This window comes from Paenibacillus sp. FSL F4-0097, assembly GCF_038593125.1.
GTDB classification, from domain to species: Bacteria; Bacillota; Bacilli; order Paenibacillales; family Paenibacillaceae; genus Paenibacillus_AQ; species Paenibacillus_AQ odorifer.
In genome coordinates, this window is sequence record NZ_CP151965.1 from 6,530,656 (window position 1) to 6,556,526 (window position 25,871).

The 25,871-nt window shown below is 45.7% G+C and carries 19 protein-coding genes; 5 read left to right on the forward strand and 14 right to left on the reverse strand.

What is annotated here, in order from left to right; translation table 11 throughout:
• Positions 1 to 26: 26 nt before the first annotated feature.
• Together MHH86_RS29380 and spoIIR are read right to left on the reverse strand one after the other, a co-directional pair.
• Positions 27 to 1,292, reverse strand: coding sequence for an L-threonylcarbamoyladenylate synthase (locus MHH86_RS29380; RefSeq protein ID WP_076316184.1), 1,266 nt, complete (start codon positions 1,290 to 1,292; stop codon positions 27 to 29).
• 105 nt (positions 1,293 to 1,397) lie between these two features.
• Entirely contained in the window at positions 1,398 to 2,156 is a 759-nt protein-coding gene (gene spoIIR / locus MHH86_RS29385; protein ID WP_081384303.1) for a stage II sporulation protein R, read from the reverse strand.
• Between the two features lie 243 nt (positions 2,157 to 2,399).
• Between spoIIR and MHH86_RS29390 the strand changes: the two genes are divergently transcribed.
• The gene (locus tag MHH86_RS29390) at positions 2,400 to 3,002 is read left to right on the forward strand and encodes a hypothetical protein (RefSeq protein ID WP_076316159.1); all 603 of its coding nucleotides are present in this window, start codon (positions 2,400 to 2,402) and stop codon (positions 3,000 to 3,002) included.
• Between the two features lie 264 nt (positions 3,003 to 3,266).
• On the opposite strand, the gene MHH86_RS29395 is transcribed toward MHH86_RS29390, so the two are convergent.
• The 7 genes from MHH86_RS29395 to fni form a co-directional block, all read right to left on the reverse strand.
• Positions 3,267 to 4,454, reverse strand: coding sequence for an FtsW/RodA/SpoVE family cell cycle protein (locus MHH86_RS29395; RefSeq protein WP_076316158.1), 1,188 nt, complete (start codon positions 4,452 to 4,454; stop codon positions 3,267 to 3,269).
• 139 nt (positions 4,455 to 4,593) lie between these two features.
• The gene (prmC, locus tag MHH86_RS29400; protein WP_340893328.1) at positions 4,594 to 5,550 is read right to left on the reverse strand and encodes a peptide chain release factor N(5)-glutamine methyltransferase; all 957 of its coding nucleotides are present in this window, start codon (positions 5,548 to 5,550) and stop codon (positions 4,594 to 4,596) included.
• A 25-nt stretch (positions 5,551 to 5,575) separates the two neighbouring features.
• On the reverse strand, positions 5,576 to 6,652 hold the full coding sequence (gene prfA / locus MHH86_RS29405; protein WP_076144618.1) for a peptide chain release factor 1: 1,077 nt from the start codon (positions 6,650 to 6,652) through the stop codon (positions 5,576 to 5,578).
• 233 nt (positions 6,653 to 6,885) lie between these two features.
• Entirely contained in the window at positions 6,886 to 7,986 is a 1,101-nt protein-coding gene (gene ychF / locus MHH86_RS29410; protein WP_036681604.1) for a redox-regulated ATPase YchF, read from the reverse strand.
• Positions 7,987 to 8,086: 100 nt separating this feature from the next.
• Positions 8,087 to 9,454 (reverse strand): S41 family peptidase, encoded by a 1,368-nt coding sequence (locus MHH86_RS29415; protein WP_051491197.1) that lies wholly within the window; start codon positions 9,452 to 9,454, stop codon positions 8,087 to 8,089.
• A 167-nt stretch (positions 9,455 to 9,621) separates the two neighbouring features.
• Entirely contained in the window at positions 9,622 to 10,092 is a 471-nt protein-coding gene (locus tag MHH86_RS29420) for a GNAT family N-acetyltransferase (protein WP_235219460.1), read from the reverse strand.
• Between the two features lie 36 nt (positions 10,093 to 10,128).
• Entirely contained in the window at positions 10,129 to 11,268 is a 1,140-nt protein-coding gene (gene fni / locus MHH86_RS29425; RefSeq protein WP_081383770.1) for a type 2 isopentenyl-diphosphate Delta-isomerase, read from the reverse strand.
• Between the two features lie 283 nt (positions 11,269 to 11,551).
• Between fni and MHH86_RS29430 the strand changes: the two genes are divergently transcribed.
• Complete coding sequence (locus MHH86_RS29430; RefSeq protein ID WP_076316156.1) at positions 11,552 to 13,087, forward strand: phospholipase D family protein; 1,536 nt, start codon at positions 11,552 to 11,554, stop codon at positions 13,085 to 13,087.
• A gap of 50 nt (positions 13,088 to 13,137) precedes the next feature.
• Here MHH86_RS29430 and cls read toward each other — a convergent pair whose 3' ends face one another.
• A complete protein-coding gene (gene cls / locus MHH86_RS29435; protein ID WP_036681607.1) occupies positions 13,138 to 14,646 on the reverse strand; it encodes a cardiolipin synthase in 1,509 nt (502 codons plus the stop codon).
• Positions 14,647 to 14,873: 227 nt separating this feature from the next.
• On the opposite strand from cls, the gene MHH86_RS29440 reads away from it, so the two are divergent.
• Positions 14,874 to 15,791, forward strand: a complete 918-nt coding sequence (locus MHH86_RS29440) for a TetR/AcrR family transcriptional regulator (protein WP_076316155.1) — start codon at positions 14,874 to 14,876, stop codon at positions 15,789 to 15,791.
• Between the two features lie 115 nt (positions 15,792 to 15,906).
• On the forward strand, positions 15,907 to 19,074 hold the full coding sequence (locus MHH86_RS29445) for an efflux RND transporter permease subunit (protein WP_076316154.1): 3,168 nt from the start codon (positions 15,907 to 15,909) through the stop codon (positions 19,072 to 19,074).
• A gap of 659 nt (positions 19,075 to 19,733) precedes the next feature.
• Here MHH86_RS29445 and MHH86_RS29450 read toward each other — a convergent pair.
• Positions 19,734 to 20,426, reverse strand: a complete 693-nt coding sequence (locus tag MHH86_RS29450; RefSeq protein ID WP_036681926.1) for a molecular chaperone TorD family protein — start codon at positions 20,424 to 20,426, stop codon at positions 19,734 to 19,736.
• A 420-nt stretch (positions 20,427 to 20,846) separates the two neighbouring features.
• Between MHH86_RS29450 and moaA the strand changes: the two genes are divergently transcribed.
• Entirely contained in the window at positions 20,847 to 21,848 is a 1,002-nt protein-coding gene (gene moaA, locus MHH86_RS29455; protein WP_036681928.1) for a GTP 3',8-cyclase MoaA, read from the forward strand.
• Between the two features lie 263 nt (positions 21,849 to 22,111).
• On the opposite strand, the gene MHH86_RS29460 is transcribed toward moaA, so the two are convergent.
• The 3 genes from MHH86_RS29460 to MHH86_RS29470 are packed head-to-tail and all read right to left on the reverse strand — an operon-like array spanning position 22,112 to position 25,624.
• Complete coding sequence (locus MHH86_RS29460; protein ID WP_036681931.1) at positions 22,112 to 23,164, reverse strand: HAMP domain-containing sensor histidine kinase; 1,053 nt, start codon at positions 23,162 to 23,164, stop codon at positions 22,112 to 22,114.
• Entirely contained in the window at positions 23,161 to 23,838 is a 678-nt protein-coding gene (locus MHH86_RS29465; RefSeq protein ID WP_036681932.1) for a response regulator transcription factor, read from the reverse strand. Before MHH86_RS29465 ends, MHH86_RS29460 begins: the two co-directional genes overlap by 4 nt.
• A complete protein-coding gene (locus MHH86_RS29470; RefSeq protein ID WP_036681935.1) occupies positions 23,768 to 25,624 on the reverse strand; it encodes an ABC transporter ATP-binding protein in 1,857 nt (618 codons plus the stop codon). The genes MHH86_RS29465 and MHH86_RS29470 overlap by 71 nt, the downstream gene beginning before the upstream one ends.
• Positions 25,625 to 25,871 lie beyond the last annotated feature (247 nt).

The window sequence follows — 25,871 nt, forward strand, 5'->3', positions numbered from 1 at the left end:
TCATATACGAAAAAGCAACGCCGTGGTTATCCGGCGTCGATGACGGATCCGCCGGCGGCTTTCATAAGCCGGTTCATGATGGCAGCGCCGAGGCCGGTATACGGGCAAGCTTCGGCTAAGATGTAAGTCGCTCCCGCTTCATCGAAACGCCGCAAAGCGGCATATAGGGAGCGAGCCCCTTCCTCCGGCGAGGATAACGAGCCGAGGGAAAGAACGCAGGCGGCAGGATCGGCGGGATAAAGGGCCTTATGCTCCTCAAAGAGGAGCAGGCCCGTGATCTCGCCGTTTAGCTGCGCCGCCTGAAGTTGACTTGCGGCTTCGTCCGCCACGCGCTGCGGGGAAGAGCCGCGCACTACACCAAGCCAGCCGCGCGGCGCGTAGTGCGTGTACTTCATGCCCGGCGCGCGCGGCGCCGAGCTGTCGCCAGCAGTACTGAAACCAGCAGCAGACTTAGCGGTTTCAGACCTAGCAACGGGAGTCTTTACAGCCTCCGAATCAGATACGACAGTAGCGGTAGAGGCAGCAGTTGCCTCAGCATTACCGGGCTCTGAGCTTACAGCTTCTGCTCCCACCACTGCAGCCAATTGCTCCGAAGTAATCCCGCCGGGGCGCAGCACAGCAACTTTTCCGTCAGGCTGTACCTGTACCACTGTTGACTCTAGTCCAACTCCAGCAGCACCACCATCAAGGACGCCATCGATGTATCCAGCCAAATCTTCCATCACATGTGAAGCTAACGTTGGGCTCGGTCGACCCGAACGATTAGCGCTGGGCGCCGCAACTGGACAACCTGCTGCACTTATCAGCGCCAGAGCTACCGGATGATCCGGCATCCGCACACCAACCGTATCCAAACCCGCCGTCACACAAGGCGACAGTACACCTTCACGAACAGGAAGCACAACTGTCAGCGGACCAGGCCAATAAGCTGCCATCAGCGCGGCCGCCTTAGGATGCATCTCTGCAACAAGCTCGTCCAAAGCTGCCGTATCCGCAATATGTACAATTAACGGATTGTCAGAGGGCCGGCCTTTTGCCGCAAAAACAGCCTCAACTGCCGACGTATTTCGGGCATCCGCCCCTAGCCCGTAGACGGTTTCGGTTGTAAAAGCCACTGTTCCGCCTTCGCGAAGCATTGTTGCTGCCTCCGCTATCGCCAGCTTGTCAGCTTCATTCGGCTGAAATACCTCAGAGTTCGTTCCCTCAACAGAATTCAACTTCCAGTATACAGTCTCAGCTCTATTTCCACTCCGCCGCTGAACGGCGAATAAAGGATTATTGTGTTCATTCATTCTCATCACAGGCTTTCTAGAAGATATAATTTATCTTAGCAAAAAAACGGCCCCAGTAGGGAGCCGTGATAGATCTGCTTATAAAATAGTAACATATCTGGGGTCTTACGACCATAATCCACTGATCCAGTTCCAAAGGTTTTGCAGCAGCTCCCAGACGAAGAACCGTACCTCTGGCTCAGCGGCGGTTTCTCCTGATGGAGCACTTCCTGCCGAGGAATCAGCCTGCACTGTTTTTGCAGCTGCCGATTTCACCTTAGCACTGCTATCCGCACCAGCAGCGGACACTGTTTTTGTACCTTTGTCAGCAGCAGGCGCTGCCGCATCTCCGGAGCCTGCATCGATAAAGCAAAGCGGAGGAAACAGTACACACCACCAATTTTGTCCCTTGCCTGCACCAAGTGTGACTCTTACAGCTTCATACTCCCCAGCAGGATAGACGGTACCACCGTATAATTTGGTGGGAAAAGGAACCACGCCGAGCTCCACTTTGTAGGAATATTCAATGCCCCGTTTCTCCAGCTCTGATCCAACCAGCGCATTAAGCTCCGGCAGATGATTTCTAATCAGAGCACGTGCCTGCTCCAAGCTCTGCGGATCCTCAAGAGCAGATACCCACTGGTTCATTTGCTCCACAATTTTATCGCGAATTTGCCGTTTCACCAGCTGATCTTGCGCTCCGTCAGAATTAGCTAGAATACGTAACCGGATAGATTCTTGGGGAATAGATACTTCAGCTACTGCAGCATCGGTTTTTTGACCTTCCCAAGCCATCATGAGGACCATAAAAAAACAAATTAAAATGGCAGTATACTTAAAAGTTACACGTAAGGAATCTCTTTTATCCATATGATTATCGTTCATTTGTTGCAGCCCCTCTCCTCTTAACTCTCATGCTAGTAGTATGCCCGGAGATAAGAGACTGCAAACCTATGAATCTATGATTTTAAGAAACGAGCAGTTTCAGTGAGATCTTAACAGTCCTATAAAAGAGAATAAAGGTAATATTTTACTTTTTTAAATCATTATGATATAGTGGATATATTCGGTATATTGCTTATATTTTTCTTTAATATCCAAATTTATATAAACTTAAGGAGGTTCATTATGAAACTAGTAAAAACTGTATCTACTTTGACTTTGGCACTCATTGCTTCAACTTCCATTTATACTACAAGCTCATTTGCCGCAGAAACCTCTACTAATCAAGTTGAACAAAGTGCTACGACCTCAGTCACCTCATCAGATACTACTTTTGTAAAAACAGTTACTGCTGATGAGATTGAATCGATTAAAGAAGAAGCAGCTCTAACTCAAAATATAAACCAGCCAAATTTTAATGAAAATAGCAATAACTCATTAGGCATATTCTCCTATACGGAAGGTTTCACTTTTACAATGGATGGATGGGCTTCAGGCACACAAAAGAGAACGAATGGTGAAATAACTTTCACCTCAAATTCTGATGTCTATGCAACGATACATCAAAGAACTTCCTTTCCTACCGAAGCAGTTCCGATCATCTCTTATGAATTGATTAGCAAAAGTAGCGGTAAATCGGCAGGGGTTAGAAACGTGTCTTGGCCTTATGCAGAAAGCAGCCCGTATACTATCGGTTGGAGTAATGTTCTTCCAGGAACTTACTATTTACTAATCACTAATCTGGGACCCAATCAAATATTCGGCGGAGGATTCCTAAACGCTTACTGATAAGCGAAATTGAATACAATAAAATCGAGGCAGATTCCATTGGTGCTTCCATTTTTTAATCCGACGGAAAGTATGGCATAGAATTCCTGTAGCATTATTCATTAAAGCGAGATATATCCTATTGTAATATACCGAATTTAATAACTAACTAACAAAAGCGCATGCTGATAATCAGCATGCGCTTTTGTTAAGTTTCAAAAAATATTATCTCATTACTGATCTTTTTAGTATCAGGCTTCTTTCGGGTTCTCACCCTTGACTATTCTAAACACCTTTAACCGATACATGATTTATGATCGGGTCTGGAAGATCTTCTTCCTCTTGCTGACCATGCAGACGTACACTCATTACCAAACCAATGCTGGCCATATTGATGAGCAGTGATGTACCCCCGAAGCTGATGAAAGGTAGCGTAATACCAGTCAAAGGCATCAGACCAATAAACGCGCCAATATTCTCAAAAATCTGATATAGCATCATGGCGACAATTCCGACAATCAAGAACGGCCCGGCTCTATCCTTACACTCCAGCGCAATCAGAATCATTCGGTGAATGAGGATAAAGTACAGCAGCAGCAGCAGCGCCGCCCCCACAAAACCGAATTCCTCGGCAATTTGCACGAAAATGGAGTCCGAGTAGGTATATGGCACACGATTCGTTTGAACGGAATCTCCCTTCATATAGCCATCACCACTCATTCCTCCAGAAGCAATAGCAATTCTAGCATTGGTGGTATGATACTTAGCCTTTTCTGTTGCCTTTTCGGGAACAAGCCAAGGATCAAAACGTTCAATCCAGTGAGATCGCCCAATATCCGTAAGAAAGGTTTTAATTTCATCGTGATAATGGATATAACTCATAATTCCCGCAATCGCAGAACTAGCCACGATGACCAGCCCGATTAATGCATGCGTGTATTTAATATTGCCAATCCACAACAGACCCGCAAGAATCACAACGTAAGACAAGGCATTCCCAAGGTCATTTTGGGTAAGAACAATAAGAAATGGAAACAAGGTCAGAAGGCCGAGTGGCACAACATCCCGCCAGAACAGAAGCTTACTCTTATTCTTGCGGACAAGCATGGCCGCCAGAAAAAGAATTAATATCAACTTGAACAGCTCAGCAGGCTGCAGACTCAGTCCTCCAGGCAGGGTCAACCAGCCTTGTGCATTATTTTTAGTCTCGCCCAAAAAGCTGACGAGCACCAGCATCCCTATCCCAAACAAATAAATATATATCGCATATTTCACTAATATTCTGTAATCCAAAAAGGTCATTCCAATAAAAGCTACAAAACCAATAGCATAATACATCATCATACGAATATGATGTCCGTCCAGCTTCTCTCTTCCATGAGTAACACTATATATGGCGAAGATGCTGACCACCATGAGTAATAACAGAACGACTACAATAGCACCATCAATCTTTTTAATCTTCTGAAGCACGCTCTGCCTCCCTACTCTATATCCGGTCTTTCTTTATGATCCCCTGAGAAATCCTGCTAAATACTATTATAAAGGAAGTCGGATTGAAAATACAATTTCTCTACCCTGGACAAAGGAACCCTCTGCAAAGTAGGCAATATTATTTCGTTATGCCTAGCACATGACGCGGGATTCCAGCCAGATCATTAATGGTGATAATCTCCGTCCAATGGCCCGCTGCCGCAAGGAGTGCAGCGACTTGCTCAGCTTGACCGAAGCCAAGCTCAAAGCCGATCAGGCGCGGCGGTGCCGGGAGCAGCGTCAGCTGCTCCATCATGCGGCGGTACGGGTCCAGCCCGTCCGCTCCGCCATCCAGCGCAGTGCGCGGCTCATGGTCGCGCACCTCACGCTGCAGCCCGGCGATATCCTCGCCGGGGATGTACGGCGGGTTGGAGACGAGAATATCCGTCTCCATCCCCGCGAACGGCTCGAGCAGATCGCCGAGCCGAAAGTCCACAGCTGTGCCATTGCGCAAAGCGTTGCGCTCGGCCACAGCCAGAGCCGCCGGCGAAATATCGCCGGCGCAGACCCGCCACGCCGGCGCTTCCGCCGCCAACGTGACGGAGATCGCTCCGCTGCCGGCGCCGATGTCGACGGCGGTCAGCGGTCTTGCGGCGCCGCGCACGTCCCCCGCGCCGCCTCCGTTGCGGGCCGTATCTCCGCCCGCGCTATCCAGCGCCGCTTCGCCCGGCGTTACAACGCCGTTTGGCCAAAGCTCCGCGCCGTAACGTAAAATCGCCTCGACAAGCAGCTCCGTCTCCGGCCGCGGAATAAGCACGTCAGGCGTCACCTCAAAAGGCCGCCCGTAAAATTCTTGCTCGCCGATGATATACTGCACCGGCTCACCAGCGCCCCGGCGGGTAACTCCCGCCTCAAATGCTTCCTTAACCGCTGCTGGAAAAGGATCTGCCAACGCCATATAATAAGCTGCGCCAGACACTCCAAGCACATGCTCCAGCAGCAATTGTGCACTGCGCTGCGGTTCATTGCAGCCGCTCCGGCTCAAAAAAGAAGAAGCCTCCGCAAAGGCTTCCCGGATGCTTTTGACTTCCGACATGACATATACGCCATCGTTCAAAGCATTATTCTCCATTATCCATATTATCCATCAAGTCAGCTTGTTCAGCGATTGAAAGGGCTGAGATAATTTCAGTGATTTCTCCGTTCATAACCTGCTCCAAACGGTGCAGTGTCAGGCCAATACGATGGTCTGTAACCCGGCTCTGCGGGAAGTTATACGTCCGAATGCGCTCACTACGGTCACCCGTACCTACTTTACTCTTCCGTTCACCAGCATACTTCGCTTCTTCTTCCTGCCGTTTCATATCAGAGATACGGGCACGAAGCACTTGCAGCGCTTTTTCTTTATTGGAGTTCTGTGACTTACCGTCCTGACAGGTAGCAACGATGCCTGTAGGTACATGGGTTACACGTACTGCAGACTTGGTCGTATTTACAGACTGTCCACCTGCACCACTTGAACAGAAGGTATCCACGCGAATATCTTTATCATGGATCTCGATCTCAAAAGCCTCAGCTTCCGGCATCACGGACACCGTAGAAGTAGAGGTATGAATACGACCTCCGGATTCGGTCGCTGGGATACGTTGTACGCGATGCGCACCACTTTCGTATTTCAGCTTACTGTATGCACCACGGCCGTTAATAAGGAAGATTACCTCTTTGAATCCACCAAGATCACTCGCGTTAACATCCATTAACTCAACGCGCCATCCTTGTGCATCAGCATAACGAGTGTACATCCGGTAAAGGTCTGAAGCGAACAATGCTGCTTCATCTCCACCCGCTGCACCACGAATTTCAACGATTACGTTCTTATCATCATTCGGGTCTTTAGGCAGCAGCAACACGCGGATTTTCTCTTCCAGCTCCACTTGACGTTTGGAAAGGTCATCAATTTCCATCTTGACCATTTCTTTCATCTCATCATCAAGCTTTTCGCCTTGCATCTGCTTAGCAGCTTCAAGCTCTTCCATTACGCTCTTATATTCAGTATACGCCTCAAATGCAGGCTGTAGGTCTGATTGTTCTTTGGAATAGTCCCTCAGTTTCTTACTGTCGTTTGCAACATCCGGATCACAAAGCAGTTCACTGAGCTTCTCATAGCGGTCCGCCAGGGATTGCAATCGGTCCAACAAGGGAATTCACCTCTCCTGATTCAATTTCAAATTCGCAAATATAACATCAAATTTGTACTGTCATAAAAATAGATATACGACTTTATATTATACCAAAGATATTGTGAAATGGCTACAGTTCCGTACGCACAATACCTTAATAAAAAGCTTATATTTTTAAAAAGGATCATCCCAGCAATAGAAACTCCCACTGCTCGAGATGACCCCTATATCATTCGTACACTTAAACCTTCTTAAACGTTAAAACGGAAATGCATTACGTCGCCGTCTTGCACCAAATATTCTTTACCTTCAAGACGCAGTTGACCACGTTCCTTCGCACCGTTCATGGAACCAGCTGCCACAAGATCCGCGTAAGCCACTACTTCAGCACGGATAAATCCCCGTTCGAAATCTGTATGAATCACACCGGCAGCTCCAGGTGCTTTGGTGCCGCGACGAATCGTCCACGCCCGAACTTCCTGAACGCCTGCTGTGAAATACGTATACAAGCCAAGCAGTTTATAAGCCGCTTTAATCAACCGGTTAAGCCCGGATTCTTCCAGTCCCAGCTCTTCCAGGAACATAGCTTTATCTTCACCTTCAAGCTCAGCAATTTCTGCTTCCACCTTAGCACTGATCGGAACAACTTCTGCACCTTCAGTAGCTGCAAAATCGCGAACTTGCTGTACATAAGGATTGTCCTCAGCACTTGCCACTTCATCTTCACTTACATTCGCCGCATACAGCACTGGCTTCAATGTTAACAAATGAAGATCACGGATAATAAGCTTCTCGTCATCAGACAATTCTATACTACGTGCAGGTTTATCTTCGTAGAGCACTTCTTTGACGCGTTCTAGCAGCTCAACTTCTTGAGCGTATTTCTTGTCGCCGCCTTTGATATTCTTACGGGAACGCTCAATCCGCTTCTCAATGCTCTCAATATCAGCAAGAATCAACTCCAGATTAATGGTCTGGATGTCGCTGATCGGATTTACCTTTCCATCAACGTGGGTAACGTTCTCATCTTCAAAACAACGAACCACATGCACGATAGCATCTACTTCACGGATATGGGCCAGGAACTTGTTGCCTAGTCCTTCTCCTTTACTGGCACCACGCACGAGACCAGCAATATCAACAAATTCAAAAGCAGTAGGTACGGTCTTGTTCGGCTGTACCAGCTCAGTCAGTTTATCAAGACGTTCGTCTGGAACTTCAACAACACCAACGTTAGGGTCAATGGTACAAAAAGGGTAGTTAGCGGATTCTGCTCCCGCTTGCGTTATCGCATTAAACAATGTGGATTTTCCTACGTTAGGAAGACCGACGATTCCAGCTTTCAAAGCCATTTATATGACAACTCCTATTTTCAGCTAAATTGATCATCCGAATAAGCTATACGATCTAAACCATTATATATTAGAACATATTCGCCAGCAACACCGGATGTCAGGCAGATGTGTCCGAACGCGCAAGCTCTAATACCTTTTTTATCGCCGGCTGGTCCAGTAATGGCTTAGATTTATCCGGATCAACCTCCACATCAGGCACAGTCTTTACCTCTTCATTACAACTTCCATCAGAATTCAGACCCATTTCAAAGGAAAACCTGAAGAGATAACCGCTATTAGGCAATGCAACAACAAGCGGATCTATCCCTAGTCCATCCCCACCTGTCCTGCCGCCTACAACCGTTGCAAACCCGGTGCCTTTTACAAAGGCTGCAAGACCTTCCGATGATGAATACACAGAGCTATCTACCAGCAAATAGATTTTCCCTTTAAATCCAACAGATTTATTAGGGGTTACTACATCATTTGTTTTTCTATATGTCTTAAACATCTTTAAAGCTTCGGTTGGCAGCTTGGGCAGTTGCTCATCTTTGATGCCAGCAATAGGTTGTTGCCCCTTTGTAATCTGACGTGCTTGCATAAAGGTCTCCGCATATTTGCCTCTTGTATAAAGTAAGTATGTATTGTATTCGATAGGTTTATTGATCAACATAGGGACAAGATGAATTCTCCAATAATTACTGTTTCCTCCCCCATTTCCGCGGATATCTAATATTAATGTCTTATAGTCCTTTACCTCTATTAAAAAATCATGGATCTCGGAGCTGTCCATCTCCATGAGACTCCCGTCAAAGCTTTGCATGCCGAGATAAGCGATTCGATCGGGCTCTATAATGACTTTTTTTACATTCCCAGAAGTCTTTTTTGTTACATCTCCTACTCCATCTCCACCATTATGCATATCGTTATTGATATCATTAGAGCTTTGCTGCTCCGCTAAAGGTTTCTGGTTGTAACGGGCCAATACGTTAGGCTGCTGAAACACGTTGACCCAAGGCTCAAAACCAAAACCTAACTGAGCATACGTATGTAGATACCAGGGGTATTCTTCCTTGGATATAAAATTTGTATGCCCATTGTTTAATCTGCTAAGGACAAATCTCATACGTTTCAAAAACTCATCATCCGATTTCACGGCTGCTATTTTATTGCGGTATTCCTCTTTTTTAGCAAGCCAATCCTCTCCATTGAGACGTTTATTCACCTCTAAGAAAGGATAGTTCTCCTCAATAATCTTCCACATATAATCAAAATCCTCTAGCCTTTGTTCTACCGTCAATGAAGGCAAAGCTATTTCTGATGGTTCTTCAACTACAGCTGAAGAGGCTAGCGGTGCAACCGGACTTGCCTGAACTTGCTCAGACTCAGATTTCTTCTTTCCTGGTAAATCGCCACTGTTGCAGCTGACCAGTAATAGTAATATAACTGCTGAAACAACCACCCACGATACAGTCCTTGGTCTCAACTTAATCCCCCTTTTTCTCTTTTATGGATTTATCCATTTTCAGGAATTTATTTTTTAATCATATTTTCCTAATCATCCTAATTCAAATATATTTATCACAATTATTTACATAATAATTCAGTAGAACAACAAAAAAGGACCTCTTTCGAGGTCCTCACACTTATGGACTATAGATCTTTAGACATTGTGATGTCAGTTACGATATATCCCATTTTTTTGTATAACTCAAATGCGCGATTGTTCTGGCCGAAGACGTGCAACCCGATTTTGGTAACATTCATCTCCCGGGCTTCTTCATCGAGTGCGATCATAGCCTGCTTGCCATAACCCTTACTCTGGAACGGTTCAAAAACATAAAAATCATAAATGAAAGCCTCGCGGCCGCCTCGGCCTTCACTTACGTTAAACCAGATATAACCAACCTGTTCATCACTGCTTATTTCTACTATAGAATATAGATAAGCACCATCTGTGTGCAGCCCTTTTGGCAAAGAGCGTGTTATGGCTTCCTCAGACAGCTTCATCGCGATCTCCGGATCCCAAGCACCGGCGCTGATCTTATCTTCCGCATAATCCCGGGTAGCTTGACCTAAGAAAAATTGAAAGGCCGACTCATCCATATGGACCAGTTTAATCATAATCTTACTCACTTCCTCGCTTCAATATTTACCATCCTATTTACGTATTAAACGGGAAGTACCACGTAAAGTTGCTAAATCTGGAGCGCCAATACCAAACATTGCTATTTTTAGCTCCAGCTCAACCTGTGCCAATGCAGCATCCAGCGCCTCTTCAGAATCGACAGCCGGCCCTAACAGATTGCGGCCAAAGCCTGCCAGATCAGCTCCAAGTGCCAGTGCTTTCGCTGCATCCACGCCATGTTTTAGTCCGCCGCTGCCAATCAAAGCGCCCTGCGGGGAAACTGCGCGCACCTCTGTGATACAATCAGACGTTGGAGTACCCCAATCCGCGAAAGCCTCCGCCGCTGCCCGCCGTATAGGATCTACACTGCGGAACTTCTCCACCTGACTCCAGGATGTCCCGCCTGCACCCGCAACATCAATAAAAGCCGCACCTGCATTATAAAGACGTGCAGCTGCATCTCCATCAATGCCCCAGCCTACTTCTTTCACACCTACAGGGACTTCAAGTGCACGGCATACCTTCTCTATCTGGGATAGCAAAGAGGCAAAACCAGTGTTCCCTTCCGGTTGAAAGACCTCTTGCAGCCCATTCAGATGCAGTACAAGAAAATCAGCACCTGCGATATCCACAGCTCGGCGACATTCCTCAATCCCAAAACCATAGGACAGCTGTACAGCACCAATATTGGCGATAACCGGAATATCAGGTGCTTGATCCCGCACATAAAAGGTCGCCGTAAGCTCAGAACGCTCCACTGCCGCCCGGACCGAGCCTACACCCAGCGCCCAACCACGACGCTGTGCAGCTGTGGCCAACCGGGCGTTAATCGCTCCTGTAGCTGCGCTGCCACCTGTCATCGAGCTGATGAGCAGCGGTGTACGCAGCTTGCGATCCAAAAACGTAGTCTGCAATGATATATCGTCAAAATTCAGCTCTGGAAGAGCATTATGCTGAAATCTGTAATGTTCAAACCCTGTAGTCACACCGACGCCACCTACTTCTTCATTTAGGCAAAGGCGTACATGTTCAATTTTGCGTTCGCCTGTCTTCGATGTAGGCAATAAAGATCTTTTGTCAGAAGCCTCTACAGCCGGCAGGTCCTTGCCATGATCTGCGCCAGACTGCCTAGTCGCATCATATGGCACGGCCTCTTCTGGCGTATGATTCATGCTGCGTTCCTCCTATTCCCAAACTCGATTTATTATAACATATCCCTACAGATGAATTTACAATATGAGGTTAGCGATTACAATTCTCCGGTTTAGTAATCATTAATTTCATAAACTTCGTACTAATCGTTCAAACTCATTATAGCTAGCTGAATGTTATTTATTAATGTTAAGGATATTTGGGCTGCTTCATTTTGCTCCACTAGGTGTTAATAGGTTGGTAATACACCGGAGCATCACAATCCTAAGGAAGTGCTCTGCAATAATTTCAGGAGGAACTTCCATGAATTCAGATCGTCAGCAACCCGTTCACCCCCATAAACCTAAAGATATAAACTACGCTCCCGGTTTAACTACGAAGAAACGTTCCACTTCACGCCGCCGTACACGGGTGTTATGGGCTTTCGTCATTCTACTCCTTTGGTTAACCGGCGTAATGATTTATCAGACGCACAAACCTCTACCCAGCGGTATTTCCTTTGAAAGCCCCATATACAAAACAAATCATGTATCCTTCTGGCACGACTTAACCTATTCGGACGGTACAGCCACGGGCACTCAAGAAAGTCAGATTCTTTCGAGGATTCTACAAATTATCGAGGAGTCCGATGAATTTTTGGTGATTGACCTCTTTCTTTTCAATGATTATACCCATAAAGATCAGTCATTTCCTCCAGTCAGTCGAATGTTGACGGACAAGCTTATTTTACAAAAAACTACTTATCCTGAGATGGAGATCGTCTTCATTACGGATGAGGTTAATACCAATTACAATTCTGCACCTAACCATCTCCTGGAAGAGATGAAGGCTGCAGGGATTAAAGTGATTATGACTGATGTAAATGCTCTACGCGATTCTACGCCTGCTTATTCTGCTGTCTGGCGTACCTTTATTCAATGGTTCGGACAGTCGGGCGAAGGCCGGATTCCGAATCTTATGGCCAGCGGCGGACCGGATATTACTGCTCGTTCTTATATGAAGCTACTCAATGTAAAAGCTAACCACCGTAAGGTAGTTGTTAGTGAGAATAGCGCTCTAATCTCCTCAGGAAATATCCATGATGCCAGCGCCTATCATTCCAATATCGCTCTGGAAGTACAAGGTCCAATTATTGCTGATATTCTCCAGACGGAACAGGCCGCGGTCAATCTTTCGGATGCAGGGCCATTGCTCACTTATGAGCCGGATTTCACCAAGGATAAGGACCAGCACTCTGAAGAATCTATGGGAGTCCGCTATTTAACGGAAGGAAAGGTATATAAATATGCAAGACAAGCCCTCCAATCTGCACAGGAGGGTGACACCATTTGGATGGGTATGTTCTACCTTGCCGATGATGCAATTCTCGATGAATTGGTAGAAGCTACCGAACGAGGGGCTACGGTAAGATTGATACTGGACCCCAATCAGAACGCCTTCGGCCGTGATAAAATCGGCATTCCTAACCGTCCAGTTGCCATGAACCTGAACAAGCGCACGAACGGAAAAATCTCTATTCGCTGGTACAACACGACCAAAGAACAATATCACTCGAAGCTGCTTTTCATTGCCAAACAGACTGGAAGTTCCATCATTCTTGGCGGTTCCACCAATTTCACGACACGCAATCTGGATGACTACAACCTGGAGAATAATCTGTGGGTATCTGTAAAACAAGATCAGCCTCTTTATGCCCAGATGGAAGCCTACTTCAATCGACTGTGGAATAACGAGGATCATGAGTATACCCTACCTCTTGAGGCTTATCAGGGCGAAGTGACCTGGTTCAAATATATCCTGTTCCGGTTGCAGACCACCTTGGGCTTAACTACTTTTTAAAGCAAAAACCACCGCAGATGAGGCACAACACCCTCTGCGGTGGTTTTTGGTTATAGTAACGGCGACATAAGTCGAGCAGCAGATTCCAGTATACGGATCACCATACGCTTATTCATAAATTCCTCATGCTCAATTAAGCTGGTAGATAATAAATCCCGCTCAAAATCAGCCACAATACGAGCAACACTCTCCGTCTGAATCAGTAATGCATTCACTTCAAAGTTAAGGTGGAAGCTGCGCATATCCATATTGGCCGTACCGATTGTTGCTATTTCACCATCGACTATAAGCAGCTTAGAGTGGATAAATCCCTTTTCATATTCATAAATCTTCACGCCAGCTTCCAGCAACGCCGGGAAATAAGAATGTGAAGCCAGAAAAGGAATCCACTTATCCGGCTTAGCCGGGAATAACAATCGCACATCTAAACCAGAAATAGCGGCTACACGCAGTGCAGTTAAGATGTCCTCATCAGGAATAAAATACGGACTGGCAATCCACACCGATTTCTCGGCAGAAGTGATCATGGAGAAGAAAATGTTTTTGAGCGCACGACGTTCGTTATCCGGTCCGCTAGCAATAATCTGTACGGCTCCATCACCTGTCATAAAGCGAAGTTGTGGAGTGAGGTAGTCTTGCTCCAGTATTTTTTCACCCGTAGTGTGCATCCAATCTTGCAGGAAAATAATTTGCATCGTCCGTACCGCTTCGCCTCTAACCAACATATGTGTGTCACGCCAAAATCCATAAGTCTTACTGCGGCTTAAATATTCATCGCCTACATTGAGACCACCCATGAATCCGACATCTCCGTCGATCACAACAATTTTACGGTGATTCCGGTAATTCACACGGCTGGAAAAAAAGGATGTTGAATTTCCGTAAGAAGCCACCTGAACTCCGGCGTCACTCATTTCCTTCAAAAAAGCTTTGGAAAGCTGAAAACTGCCAACGGCATCATACATAAATCTGACTGCAACACCGGCACGAGCTTTATCGATCAGAATTTGTTTAATGCGTGTTCCAATGTGGTCCGCCCGGAAGATGTAATACTCCATATGAATGTGATGCTTAGCTTGACGGAGCTCCAACAATAACGTACCAAACGTCTCTTCACCATTAGTGAGGATACGAGTTTCTGATGCAAAGGAAATAGGAGTACGTGCTAAAGTCTTGGATAACAGCAACAGTTTTTGGCGCGAGGGATCAAAGACTGACCAATCTTGGTGCGTACGTAAAGCGTCATTCTCAATTCTTTCGTAGGCCATAAGGTCTCTTTGTGCCTTTTTATCATATTTACGGCGTTTGAACACATTTTGCCCAAATAGAAAATAGAAGACCAGTCCCAGCACCGGGATCAACGCAAGCAATAAGATCCATGACATTGTTGTAGAAGGATTACGGTTCTCCATAAAAATAGCCAAGCTAATCGAAATAACTGTCAGAGTGGAGAAGATACTAATAATCGTTCCCGCAGTACTCCCAAAAATGCCGAAACCAAAATAATAAAATGCTATGAATGCCCCAATGATAATTATAGATTGAAGTCCTCTTCTCATACTCTACCTACCTTCTTATTCATACAAGCAACACGAAATTGACACATTTTATATATTACATGAAGAACCCTTTTCTTCCTAGCTAATTACTGTGCAAAAGTCTATTTACGACAAAACTGTAACCCTTCTGTTCCGATATTTGTATTGCCTGGTTGGATGGAATATAATAATTTTGACCAACTAGTCAATTATAGAACCCAGTAGTCAGAAAGGAGGTTAATCCTTTAATGAATGATAAAACTATTGACAAGCAGGAACAAATTATTAAGATCGCCATGCAGTTATTCGCTGTGAAAGGCTCCTCGTCCACATCCATGCAAGAGATCGCTGAATTATGTGGGATTTCGAAGGGCAGTTTGTATCTGGTATTTAAATCAAAAGAAGAACTGGAGCGCAGTATCTTCCTTTATTGTTATCGGATGATTCGTGATCCCTTGTTACGTGAAGAACAGGAAACCCGACGAACACCACGTGAGAAGCTTAGGAATCAGATAGAAATTCTGCTAAGTCACGTGTACGAATTGCGCGAGTTCTTGCAGCGTCAAATTCAGGAGGTTGCGGGCAAAGGATTTGATACTGAAGTCCCGGACTGGCTGCGGAGAAACAACGCTTCCTTCTTAAGATGGTTCCAGATGAAGATGGAGTTGCTCTATGGAAAAGACGTCGTTCCCTATACCGGAGATTTATGTATGATCGGACATGGTCTCATCAAGTCTTATATTGCGGTTATTTTTCGTAAGGATACGCAGGTACCCATTGCCGATATGGCAGATCATCTAATGAATCTAATGGATATGATTGTGTCTGGCTTACTCACTAGTAAACAGGTTCCACTAATCAACTCTGCTACTTTAGCGAACTGGATGGCGGAGAATGAGGAGAATAAACGAAAGAATCCATTACAGCTCATTAAAGAAATGAAGACTGTGGTCAGTAAATTAAATAGTATAGAATCCGAAGAAGCAGCCGATCTGCTGGAATCGCTCAATATTCTGGAAGGTGAAGTGCTTATACCTCACCCACGAAAAGCAATCATTCAGGGGATGCTGTCCAACCTCCAATCCTGCTCTGAGCTCACAGCAGAATTAGAAGAGCTGAGGAAGCTAATTGCCTCAATTCCGCACAATTCATGTGTATTTCGTTAATTGACTCTAAGAAGAGTTCGGTAGAGAGAAAGTCATGGATAGTGAGTATTATGAATTTTTATAATGGCGCCTTATTTCGTAAAGAAAAGGGCCGAGAGGAGCAGAAACGAAACTTATGAAAAGCTTAATTAATTTCTCGCTCAGGAACAAATTTGCCATTTGGCTTCTGACGATAATTATTGTGTTTGCCGGTTTATATAGCGGACTGACGATGAAGCAAGAAACCTTGCCTAATATTAGTATACCCTATCTTAGCGTAACAACCATTTATCCGGGGGCCGCACCAGAAGGCGTCGTTAATGATGTCAGCAAACCGTTGGAGCAAAAGCTCCGCAATGTGGATGGTGTAAAGACGATCACCTCCACTTCTCTGGAGAATGCCTCCAGTATCCAAATTGAATTCGATTACGGAACAAATCTGGATAATGCTACAGCAGCAGTGCGCGAATCGCTAAATGAGGTCTCATTGCCAGACAATGTGCAGAAGCCTTCCATTTCCCGTTTTAGCCTTAGCTCAATGCCTGTCGTTTCGCTCAGTCTTTCCAATGGAGATACCCAGGACCTTGAGGAATTGACACGTATTGCTGAGAACGATATTCGCCCAGCCCTAGAGGATGTTGAGGGTGTGGCTTCTATTCAAATCTCTGGTCAATACGTCAAAGAAGTATCACTTAAATTCAATCAAGATAAGCTCAGCCAATATGGACTGACTGAAGATACCGTTAAAGGTATCATTCAAGGCTCTTCCCTCCGTGTTCCACTAGGACTGTTCGAGATGGACAAGGCTCAAAAGGCAGTTGTCGTGGACGGCAACATCACTACCGTTGATGATCTTAAAAATGTGACCATACCGGTAATGCCAACTGGCGCTAACGCTGCAGGTGCTGCAGGTGCTGGAGCTACCGGCGCTGGTGCTGCTAACGGAGCTGCTGGTGCAGGTGCTGGAAATGCTGCTCCTGGCGGAGCTGCAAGTATGGGACTTCCAACCGTGAAGCTCGGAGAGTTGGCCACGATTGAGGTTGTGGGGAATTCCGAATCCATCTCCCGTACAAATGGTAAAGAATCGATCGGTATTCAGATTGTCAAAGCCAATGATGCCAACACTGTTGATGTTGTAAATGGCGTTAAAGACAAAACTGAAGAATTAAAAGCACAATATAAAGGCATTGACCTTACTGTTCTGCTTGACCAAGGTAAGCCCATTGAGGACTCCGTAAATACGATGTTGTCCAAAGCTGTGTTTGGTGCCTTATTCGCAGTAATTATCATTTTGGTGTTCCTGCGGAATATTCGTTCGACGATTATTTCTATCATCTCTATTCCATTATCCCTGCTGATTGCAGTGCTGTGTCTGCGGCAGATGGACATTACGCTTAATATGATGACACTTGGAGCGATGACGGTCGCGATCGGGCGGGTAGTCGATGACTCGATTGTAGTTATAGAGAACATATATCGACGGCTCTCCTTATCTGGTGAGAAACTGAAGGGCAGAGAATTAATCAGTGCAGCCACGCGTGAAATGTTCGTGCCTATCATGTCCTCTACAATTGTAACCATCGCGGTGTTCTTACCACTTGCTTTGGTTAGTGGTATGGTTGGTGAGCTGTTCTTGCCTTTCGCTCTAACCATGGTCTTCGCCCTGCTCGCTTCATTAGTAGTTGCGATTACCCTAGTTCCTGCAATGGCTCACTCTTTGTTCCGTAATGGATTGAAAGGTAAAAAAACTCACAGCGAGAAACCAGACAAACTTTCTGCTGGTTATCAAAAGATTCTGAACTGGTGTCTTTCTCATAAGCTCGTTACTTTTGGAGTTGCTGTTCTTCTCCTTGCGGGCAGCTTGTTCTTAATCAAGCCTATTGGCGTAAGCTTCATGCCATCCCAAGAGGATAAAACTGTAATGCTTACTTATTCACCAAAGGCTGGACAACGAATTGAGGAAGTTCAAGAACAAGGTCTGAAAGCTGAAAAATACATTTTAGCGCAGAAGCATATAGACAAAATGCAATATTCCATCGGCGGTGGAAGCCCGATGGGTATGGGTGGATCCAGCAATTCAGGACTATTTTTCATCGTTTATGATAGTGATACTCCTGATTTCGAAGCTGTTAAAGAGAAACTTATTGAAGGTTTGACCGCAGAAGTTCCAGATGGTGTATGGGGTGACATGTCCGCTCTGATGAGTGGAGGTATGGGTGGAAGCACTCTAACCGTGAATGTATTCGGAGATGAACTGGATCAGCTGAAGCCGGTCGCGGATGAGATTGCCTCAATCGTACAGGCTGACACCACTAATTTCAAAGACGCAGAAACCAGTCTCAAGGAAGCTTACGATCAATATACGATTGTAGCGGATCAACAGAAGCTTAGCTCCCTTGGACTTACAGCCGGACAAATTGCAATGAAGCTGAGTCCAGCAGGCACACGTCCAGTGCTCACAGAAGTAGAATTGGACGGCAAGAACTACAAAGTCTATATCGAAACAGATAAAGAAACGTATAAGAGCATTAAAGAAATGGAAGAGGCTACTTTGACTTCGCCACTAGGCATCTCCGTGCCAATCGGGCAAGTCGCTAAAATTGAAAATGGCTCCTCCCCTGACTCGATTACTCGTATGGACGGTAAAATGAAGGTCGATGTTACTGCCGAAATTATTTCGAGTGACGTGAATAGCGCTTCGAACAGCGTGAAAGAAAAAGTAGACGCTATGGAATTGCCTGATGGTGTAACTGTTACCTTCGGCGGTGTAACCGAGCAGATCAATGATACATTTGGTCAATTAGGAATTGCTATGGCAGCTGCTATTGCCATCGTATACTTCGTGCTTGTGGTTACATTTGGCGGTGGATTAGCACCATTCGCTATCCTGTTCTCACTTCCTTTCACAGTGATCGGGGTACTCGTTGCCCTTCTCATCGCTGGAGAAACCTTAAACGTGTCCTCGCTCATGGGTGCGCTGATGTTGATTGGTATCGTAGTAACGAATGCGATTGTCCTTATCGACCGCGTTATTCATAAGGAAAAAGAAGGCCTCACTACGCGTCAAGCCTTGCTTGAAGCAGGTGGCACACGTTTACGTCCAATCCTGATGACTGCCCTTGCAACGATTGGTGCATTGCTGCCATTGGTTACTGGACTTGAAAACAGTGCAGGAATTATCTCTAAGGGGCTCGGCGTGACCGTAATCGGTGGTTTGGTCAGTTCCACGCTGCTGACACTTGTAGTAGTGCCAGTCGTGTATGAATTCCTGATGAAATTCCGCAGCAAAAAGGTAATTGATTAGAACACCTGATGTGACCAAGTAAATTAGATTTAAACAAGAGGCTGTCTCCAAAGTAGTGAATTCTACTTATGAGGCAGCTTCTTTTTTTAGTAAAAGGCTGCACAGCGGATTCCTCCTTTGCCCAATAGACTGTGTGCTGTGCCAATTGTTCATCACTATTAGGTTGGGTGGTGGATGATGTGCGTTTGTGCGTGGGGAGGCTAATGTACCGTGAACGTTTGCGATATGCGGTATACGCGGGTGATCTGCGTGGGTCGTTTGGACGGCGTACATTTGTATTTACTGCATTCTGTGTTTGGGCGATGCGCGGAGTGGATCTTAAACTAATTAGGGAAAAACTCCCTGAAAAAAGCTAATATTTTCTCTAAATGAACGAAATTAGGGATTTCCTCCCTGATAATAAGGGGGATTTCTTTAATTACCACCGAATCAGCTATATTTTAGGGAGGTTTTCCCTAATTATTAGTCTGATGACTGAAAATCCCAGAATTTCAGGGAGAAATTCCCCAATTATTCTATCGGCGCTTGAGTTGGGCAACAATAAGACGCTTCGGTTGGTACTTCAATTACTACTTCAGTTGGTGCTTCACACAACGTTTCTTTTCCACTTGACCAGCACGCAAAAACCCGACCTAATGGATAGGTCGGGCTTTCTAATATTAAATGCTTGTAGCTGCACTGCTCTCCAATGAAGCTCTCCAGGAACGAAGCATTTGCAGATCAAGTGGCAGAAACTCCTCAAGCATATGAGAGAGGCCTAGATATAGCGGACTATCTGTTGCTGCATTTAGTTTCTGACAGAACTGCGGTGTCCATTGAAGTAGATGCTTTTCCAAAAAGGACTCCTGAATATCAAGCAGCTCCATAGCACTTCTTATTGAAAAACTATTGTAAAGCATACGCTCATGCATGACTGCCATAAATTCGAGCTCAATAGCAATATGATCATCGGCTTCACCATTACACTTATTGAATACAATTCCAGCGGAGGTGTACACATCTGCAAGCACGTTGCAGAAATCCTCCGAACGACCTAAAATCGCTGCTTCGCGCAATTTAAAAGAACTAACGGACTGTTCTTGCATAAGCCGTTTATATTCTTTGCTCTCTTTCTCGCATATCATTGGCAGCTTGTTCGGTTCCTGACTCAAATAGCGCTTCAGCTCCCGACCGCCTTCTGTCATCTCTGCCGCTACACTCATCTGGCGATGGCGGCTCCATTGAGCCACTAGAGAGAGTGATGGTTTTCTACCCAAAAAATCCACTAAAAGCTGATATATTAATCCCCGACTTTCCAACCAACGGCTAAAAGCCTCCGGAACGGTGAGCGATGGAACAGTATGTGTACTCATTTTGCAAATCCTCCTCAATGGTTTCCCGGTCACTCTCCGTCACACACATTACCGACGTGCGGTTTCCGGTATCCTATCTGTTTTCGCAAAAGTGAACGTTAAAACTAATCCGCACCTAGATTATATCGGAAATTAAAAGCGCTTTCCGTGAGCATTCTATGTCTAAAAACTTTATTTGTCGTACTTTTGTCACACTTTTCGTTGTTCAATATGCGTTATCTTCTTATCTAGTTTGTCCAGTTTTATGTAATGAAACCCTGTCGTCCAGAACTTTGCTCATTGACGTGAATCCAAGCAATCTTTAAAATTCTAAACAAGTATAAACATCTTCGCGTTCTATCCTGTTAGTGACGTTAGGCGTTTATACGAGAAAATTCAAGAGCAATTTATCAGCCAGATTTAAAGGAAGGGAGCAACGCCATGGAGCCGCTGACGGACCCTTTTGGACGTTTACACGATTACATCCGCATTTCGGTTACCGACCGCTGCAACCTGCGTTGCATCTATTGTATGCCAGCGGAAGGGATGCAATTCCAACCGCAGGACGAGATTCTAAGTTACGAGGAAATTACCGCAGTCGTTAAGTCGCTAGCCCCTCTTGGATTACGTAAAGTACGACTAACTGGCGGAGAACCTCTTGTCCGCAAAGATCTGGAAAAGCTTGTTGCGATGATATCCGCGATTCCAGGTATAGAAGATATTTCGCTGACTACAAATGGTTTAATGCTTCCAGCCAAAGCCGCGCTGTTAAAAGAGGCTGGTCTGTCACGGGTAAACATCAGCCTAGACTCTTTACGGCAGGATCGATTTTCTATGATTACTCGTGGCGGTGAAGTCGCCAAGGTATTAAAGGGGATCGAGGCCGCACAAGCCGCCGGACTTCAACCGATAAAGCTTAACGTTGTATTGATGAAAGGAATTAATGACGACGAAATCAAAGACTTCATCTCCCTTACGCTGGAGAGTCCTCTAAATGTACGCTTTATAGAATACATGCCGATTGGCAGTGCTACTGATGCTTGGCGCCAAACTTATCTGCCTCTGGAAAGGGTTGTAGAAGCTTGTACTGAGGCTGGTTGGGAAACGGAAGCAGCAGAAATGCCCTCCGGGAATGGCCCTTCCCAGAATCGGCGGGTTGTTGGAGCCCCTGGTACATTCGGCCTGATTCATCCGGTGAGCGATCACTTCTGCGATAATTGCAACCGCCTGAGACTTACCGCAGATGGGCACATCAAAGCTTGCCTGTATTGGGCAGATGAATACAATGTCCGTCCTTTAATAAGCGATCCTGCTGCTGTGCAGGCCTTATTCCGGAAAGCGCTGGGCAACAAACCTCATAACCATGAAATGGCCTTAGCTCTGGAGAAAAAAGCACAAAGCCACACGCCGACAGCTCGGCGCATGTCTCAAATTGGTGGATAAACGTCCATCCCGGTATTATAGTTCCTCTTTTAATTTCATAAATACAAAAAACGCCGCTTTCCCACTGAACAATCTGGGAAAGCGGCGTTTGGTTTAAAGCTTAGCGATGAACTATTCAATCACTATTAGAGAGACAGAGCTTCGAGCAGCTTATAAATAGTCGCTCCTGCCTCGGCTCTTGTGGCATTATTCTCAGGACGGAAGGTGTTATCCTCGAATCCACCCAGAATACCAGCTTCAGCTGTTTTTCACATACAGCAAGTTTATTTCTTTCGTACTCGCAAGCTCACCTTAAAGGCGGTTCCTTCCCCCGGACGACTATGTACAGTTACCTTACCTTCATGCAGCTCAACGATTTTTTTAACCAGTGACAGACCCAGTCCACTACCGCCACCACTTGCGGTTCTAGCTTTATCTGCCTTATAGAAACGCTCGAAGATCCGAGGCAGATCTTCCTCCGAGATGCCAATCCCGCTATCTTGAATCTCCACCTCTACCTGCTCATCCACCATGCGAAGGCTAATATGGATGTAACCGTTCTGCGGAGTAAACTTGATGCTGTTATGCAGTAGATTGGTCCAGACCTGGCTCATTAAATCTTTTACAGCAGATACATTCACTTCTTCCAGTTCAGCCTCTACCTCTATATTTTTCTCCAACCACTGTGGTTCAGAAGCCAGAATCGTATCTCTAAGCTGCTTATCCAGGCGGTAAATCTGATTTTCAAACGGAAAATTGCCCGATTCAAGCGCGGACAGCTTCAATAAATTATCACTGAGCCCAGATACACGGGTACTCTCAGCCACGATAATATTAAGGTAGTGCCTCCTGCTCTTCACACTCAAAGTTTCATCTTGCAGCGCAAGAGCAAAGCCGCGGATAGAGGTTAGCGGAGATTGAATTTCATGCGATACATTAGAGATAAAGTCTTGACGCATGGTCTCCATCTGACTCAGTTCGCTGGCCATTACGTTGATGCTCTCTACAATCTCACCAAAATCACCATAGTCCTTAGTATTATCGAGTACCACATTGAAATCACCCTTAGCAATACGCCCTAAACCTTCGATAATTGATTTATAAAAAACACGTTCCCAGCCCCGGAATAACTTGGAGGTTACCAATGCCATCATGAACAAAATCACAATTCCGACCATCACGCCGATTAACTGGGTCAAATACTCCGAAGAGGGGCGTCCAACCCTGCCATATATCCAGTTCATCAAGAAATAAGCTGCACTCCAGCTAATCCCAACGCCACCGAAGTAAATAAAAGTCATCCCAATCCGCTTAAGAAGCTCCTTAAACCGGTTCATGCCTCTGCCTCCAGCCGATAGCCTAATCCGCGGATGGTACGAATAACAAACCCGTATTTATCTGGAGCGAACCGTTCGCGTAAACGGTTGATATGCACATCGAGCGTCCGCTCATTCCCTTCAAAATCATAACCCCATATCTCTTCGATCAGCCTGTCTCTAGTCAATGTCTGCCCCGGATAGCTGCCCAGCTTAAACAACAGCTCAAATTCCTTAAGCGGCAAGGTGACTTCTCCATACTCTGAGGATACCTCGTAGGTTTTACGATTCATTCGCAGCCGGCCGATCCCCACACTTTGTGCAGCAGAGATTTGGTAACGTTTGAGCAGCGCCTTTACTCGCGCAATAAGCACCACTGGCTCAAAGGGTTTGACGAGATAGTCATCACTTCCCAGTTCAAAGCCCTTCACAATTTGGGAGGTCTCACCCTTAGCCGTCAGCATCAATATCGGAAAATCATAAGTTTGGCGCATCTTCCGGCACAGCTCCCAGCCATCCAAATTGGGCATCATCACATCAATAATGGCTAAGTCTATGTTATGGCTCTCCAGAATCTGAAGAGCCTCCAGTCCATCAGAAGCTCCATAGATGTCATCCATCCCCTCAGCTCTCAGAAATACTTCTACCAATTCGCGGATGTGCGGATCGTCGTCCGCTACTAGTATTTTTGTCATGTATCACTGGAGCCTCCTCTTTATTGTCTTGAATCTCAAGGTTATTCATCTGCAGCTGCTGGGTGGCAAATTCACGATACAGCTCATGGTTTTCCAGCAGTTCTTCATGTCTTCCCATCCCGGTAATCTGACCCTTTTCCATAAAAATAATCTGCTCAGCATTTACAACAGTAGCCAAACGGTGCGCAATTACAATCGTAGTCCGGCCCTTCATCAAATTGGACAGTGCTTTCTGTACTACGGCCTCTGATTGGCTATCCAGACTGGAGGTAGCCTCATCAAGCATAAGAATCTTTGGATTCCGCAGCAGCGCTCTAGCAATAGCAATCCGTTGCCGCTGTCCACCTGAGAGCTTCACACCTCTCTCACCAACATCCGTATTATATCCTTCAGGAAGCTCATCGATAAAGCCATCTGCATAAGCCATTGCTGCTGCTGCACGCATCTCCTCCATGCTAACGTCGCGATCCAATCCATAGGTTAAATTCTCAGCAATCGTACCTGCCAATAATGGGCTTTCCTGTGAGACATACCCGATCAGTTTCCGCCATGAGCGTAAAGAGAAGGTTGACACTGGTTTATCACCTAACTTAACCATACCTTTCTGAGGCTCATAGAATCGTTCGAGCAGTGAAAATAATGTAGTCTTGCCGCCCCCGCTCGGTCCAACAATAGCCGTCACCTGACCCGGAAGCATCCGAAAGCTTACATCGGTTAGCACATTCTCACCATTTTTATATCCAAAGCTTAGATCTTCTACCGAGATAGGACCTTCTGCACCGTTCGCCTCTTCCTGGCCCTCATATACCTCCTCTTCTGCTGCCAGGGTTTCAATAATGCGCTCTGATGCCCCTTTAGCCTTCTGAATCTGTGTAAAGAACGTGGTCAATTGAGTAAGCGGCATAATAATCTGAATGAGATACAGGATAAAGGCTACCAGCTCTCCAGCTGTCAAAGCCCCGGAAGATACCTGCATTCCGCCATAACCGATAATGACCACAAGTAACATCATAAAAACAAAAGAGACAAGTGGACTGATCATAGCGCTGATTTTGCCTTCACGAATACCAAAGGAGAGCAGGTTCATAATTCCGGTTTTGCCTGCTTCGTACTCTTTTTTCTCTGCACCCGAGGATTTGACCAGACGGATTTCTGACAATACACCACTAAGTGTCGCGGTAAAAGAGGCTGTTTCGTCCTGCATGCCTTTGGAGATTTTGTACATCTGCCGTCCAAGCGGCACCAGAATCAACGCAGATAGTGGAAGAACGGTGAATAGAACAAGCGTCATTTTCCAATTTAAAAATAACAGCACAGCAATGGAGCCCACAATGGAGATCACTCCGGTAAATAAGCTGGCCAGATGTTCAGAAATCAGCGTTTTGATGATCCCTGTATCATTCGTCATCCGGCTGACGCTTTCTCCTGTTCGATTATCATTGTAATAAGCTACTGGCAATACTAAAAATTTACGCCATAACCGGTCACGTAGACCTGCAACCATCTTCTGGCCCACGTAATTCAGCAGATAGATGGAAATTCCCCCGGCGATCGTCTGCGCGATAAAAGCACCCGCTATACCCGCAATTTGCAGCTTGCTGACGGAGGCCAAAGAAAAGCCATCCACCAGATTTTTGGTGAACATTGGGATCACCAGACTAACCAATGTCGAGATCATGCTTAGTGCAATGGCTATTGCCAATAAGCCGTATGAAGGCTTGGTCTCTTTTAATAATGTGAGGAATGGCTTCAGCGCCGTTTTCCCCTTAGCTTCGGATTTTCTCATGCAAAAACTCCCCTTTTCTTGGTGACTCTGCGAGAAGAGTGTATCATCTCTGTTTCGCTTAACCCCATCCTAGCCCTGAATTGTAAACTGAAGTTAAACCCGTTGATCCGCTTTTGTACGACGTAGATAGGGTAATCCTCAGGCATATTCCTAGTAAGGAGGAGCGATCTCTTAACATTTCTGCCACCTGCAAACTTGTTATATGCGATTTTTGTCACTTAGCGGATCAAATTTAAATAAACGTTAA

Coding starts and splice junctions, on each gene's coding strand:
- MHH86_RS29420 (WP_235219460.1), bottom strand. CDS start 10,092: ATGATTAAACTGGTCCATATGGATGAGTCGGCCTTTCAATTTTTCTTA.
- spoIIR (WP_081384303.1), bottom strand. CDS start 2,156: ATGAACGATAATCATATGGATAAAAGAGATTCCTTACGTGTAACTTTT.
- prmC (WP_340893328.1), bottom strand. CDS start 5,550: ATGTCGGAAGTCAAAAGCATCCGGGAAGCCTTTGCGGAGGCTTCTTCT.
- MHH86_RS29445 (WP_076316154.1), top strand. CDS start 15,907: ATGAAAAGCTTAATTAATTTCTCGCTCAGGAACAAATTTGCCATTTGG.
- MHH86_RS29430 (WP_076316156.1), top strand. CDS start 11,552: ATGAATTCAGATCGTCAGCAACCCGTTCACCCCCATAAACCTAAAGAT.
- MHH86_RS29440 (WP_076316155.1), top strand. CDS start 14,874: ATGAATGATAAAACTATTGACAAGCAGGAACAAATTATTAAGATCGCC.
- MHH86_RS29465 (WP_036681932.1), bottom strand. CDS start 23,838: ATGACAAAAATACTAGTAGCGGACGACGATCCGCACATCCGCGAATTG.
- fni (WP_081383770.1), bottom strand. CDS start 11,268: ATGAATCATACGCCAGAAGAGGCCGTGCCATATGATGCGACTAGGCAG.
- MHH86_RS29470 (WP_036681935.1), bottom strand. CDS start 25,624: ATGAGAAAATCCGAAGCTAAGGGGAAAACGGCGCTGAAGCCATTCCTC.
- MHH86_RS29390 (WP_076316159.1), top strand. CDS start 2,400: ATGAAACTAGTAAAAACTGTATCTACTTTGACTTTGGCACTCATTGCT.
- moaA (WP_036681928.1), top strand. CDS start 20,847: ATGGAGCCGCTGACGGACCCTTTTGGACGTTTACACGATTACATCCGC.
- cls (WP_036681607.1), bottom strand. CDS start 14,646: ATGAGAAGAGGACTTCAATCTATAATTATCATTGGGGCATTCATAGCA.
- MHH86_RS29380 (WP_076316184.1), bottom strand. CDS start 1,292: ATGAATGAACACAATAATCCTTTATTCGCCGTTCAGCGGCGGAGTGGA.
- MHH86_RS29460 (WP_036681931.1), bottom strand. CDS start 23,164: ATGAACCGGTTTAAGGAGCTTCTTAAGCGGATTGGGATGACTTTTATT.
- ychF (WP_036681604.1), bottom strand. CDS start 7,986: ATGGCTTTGAAAGCTGGAATCGTCGGTCTTCCTAACGTAGGAAAATCC.
- MHH86_RS29450 (WP_036681926.1), bottom strand. CDS start 20,426: ATGAGTACACATACTGTTCCATCGCTCACCGTTCCGGAGGCTTTTAGC.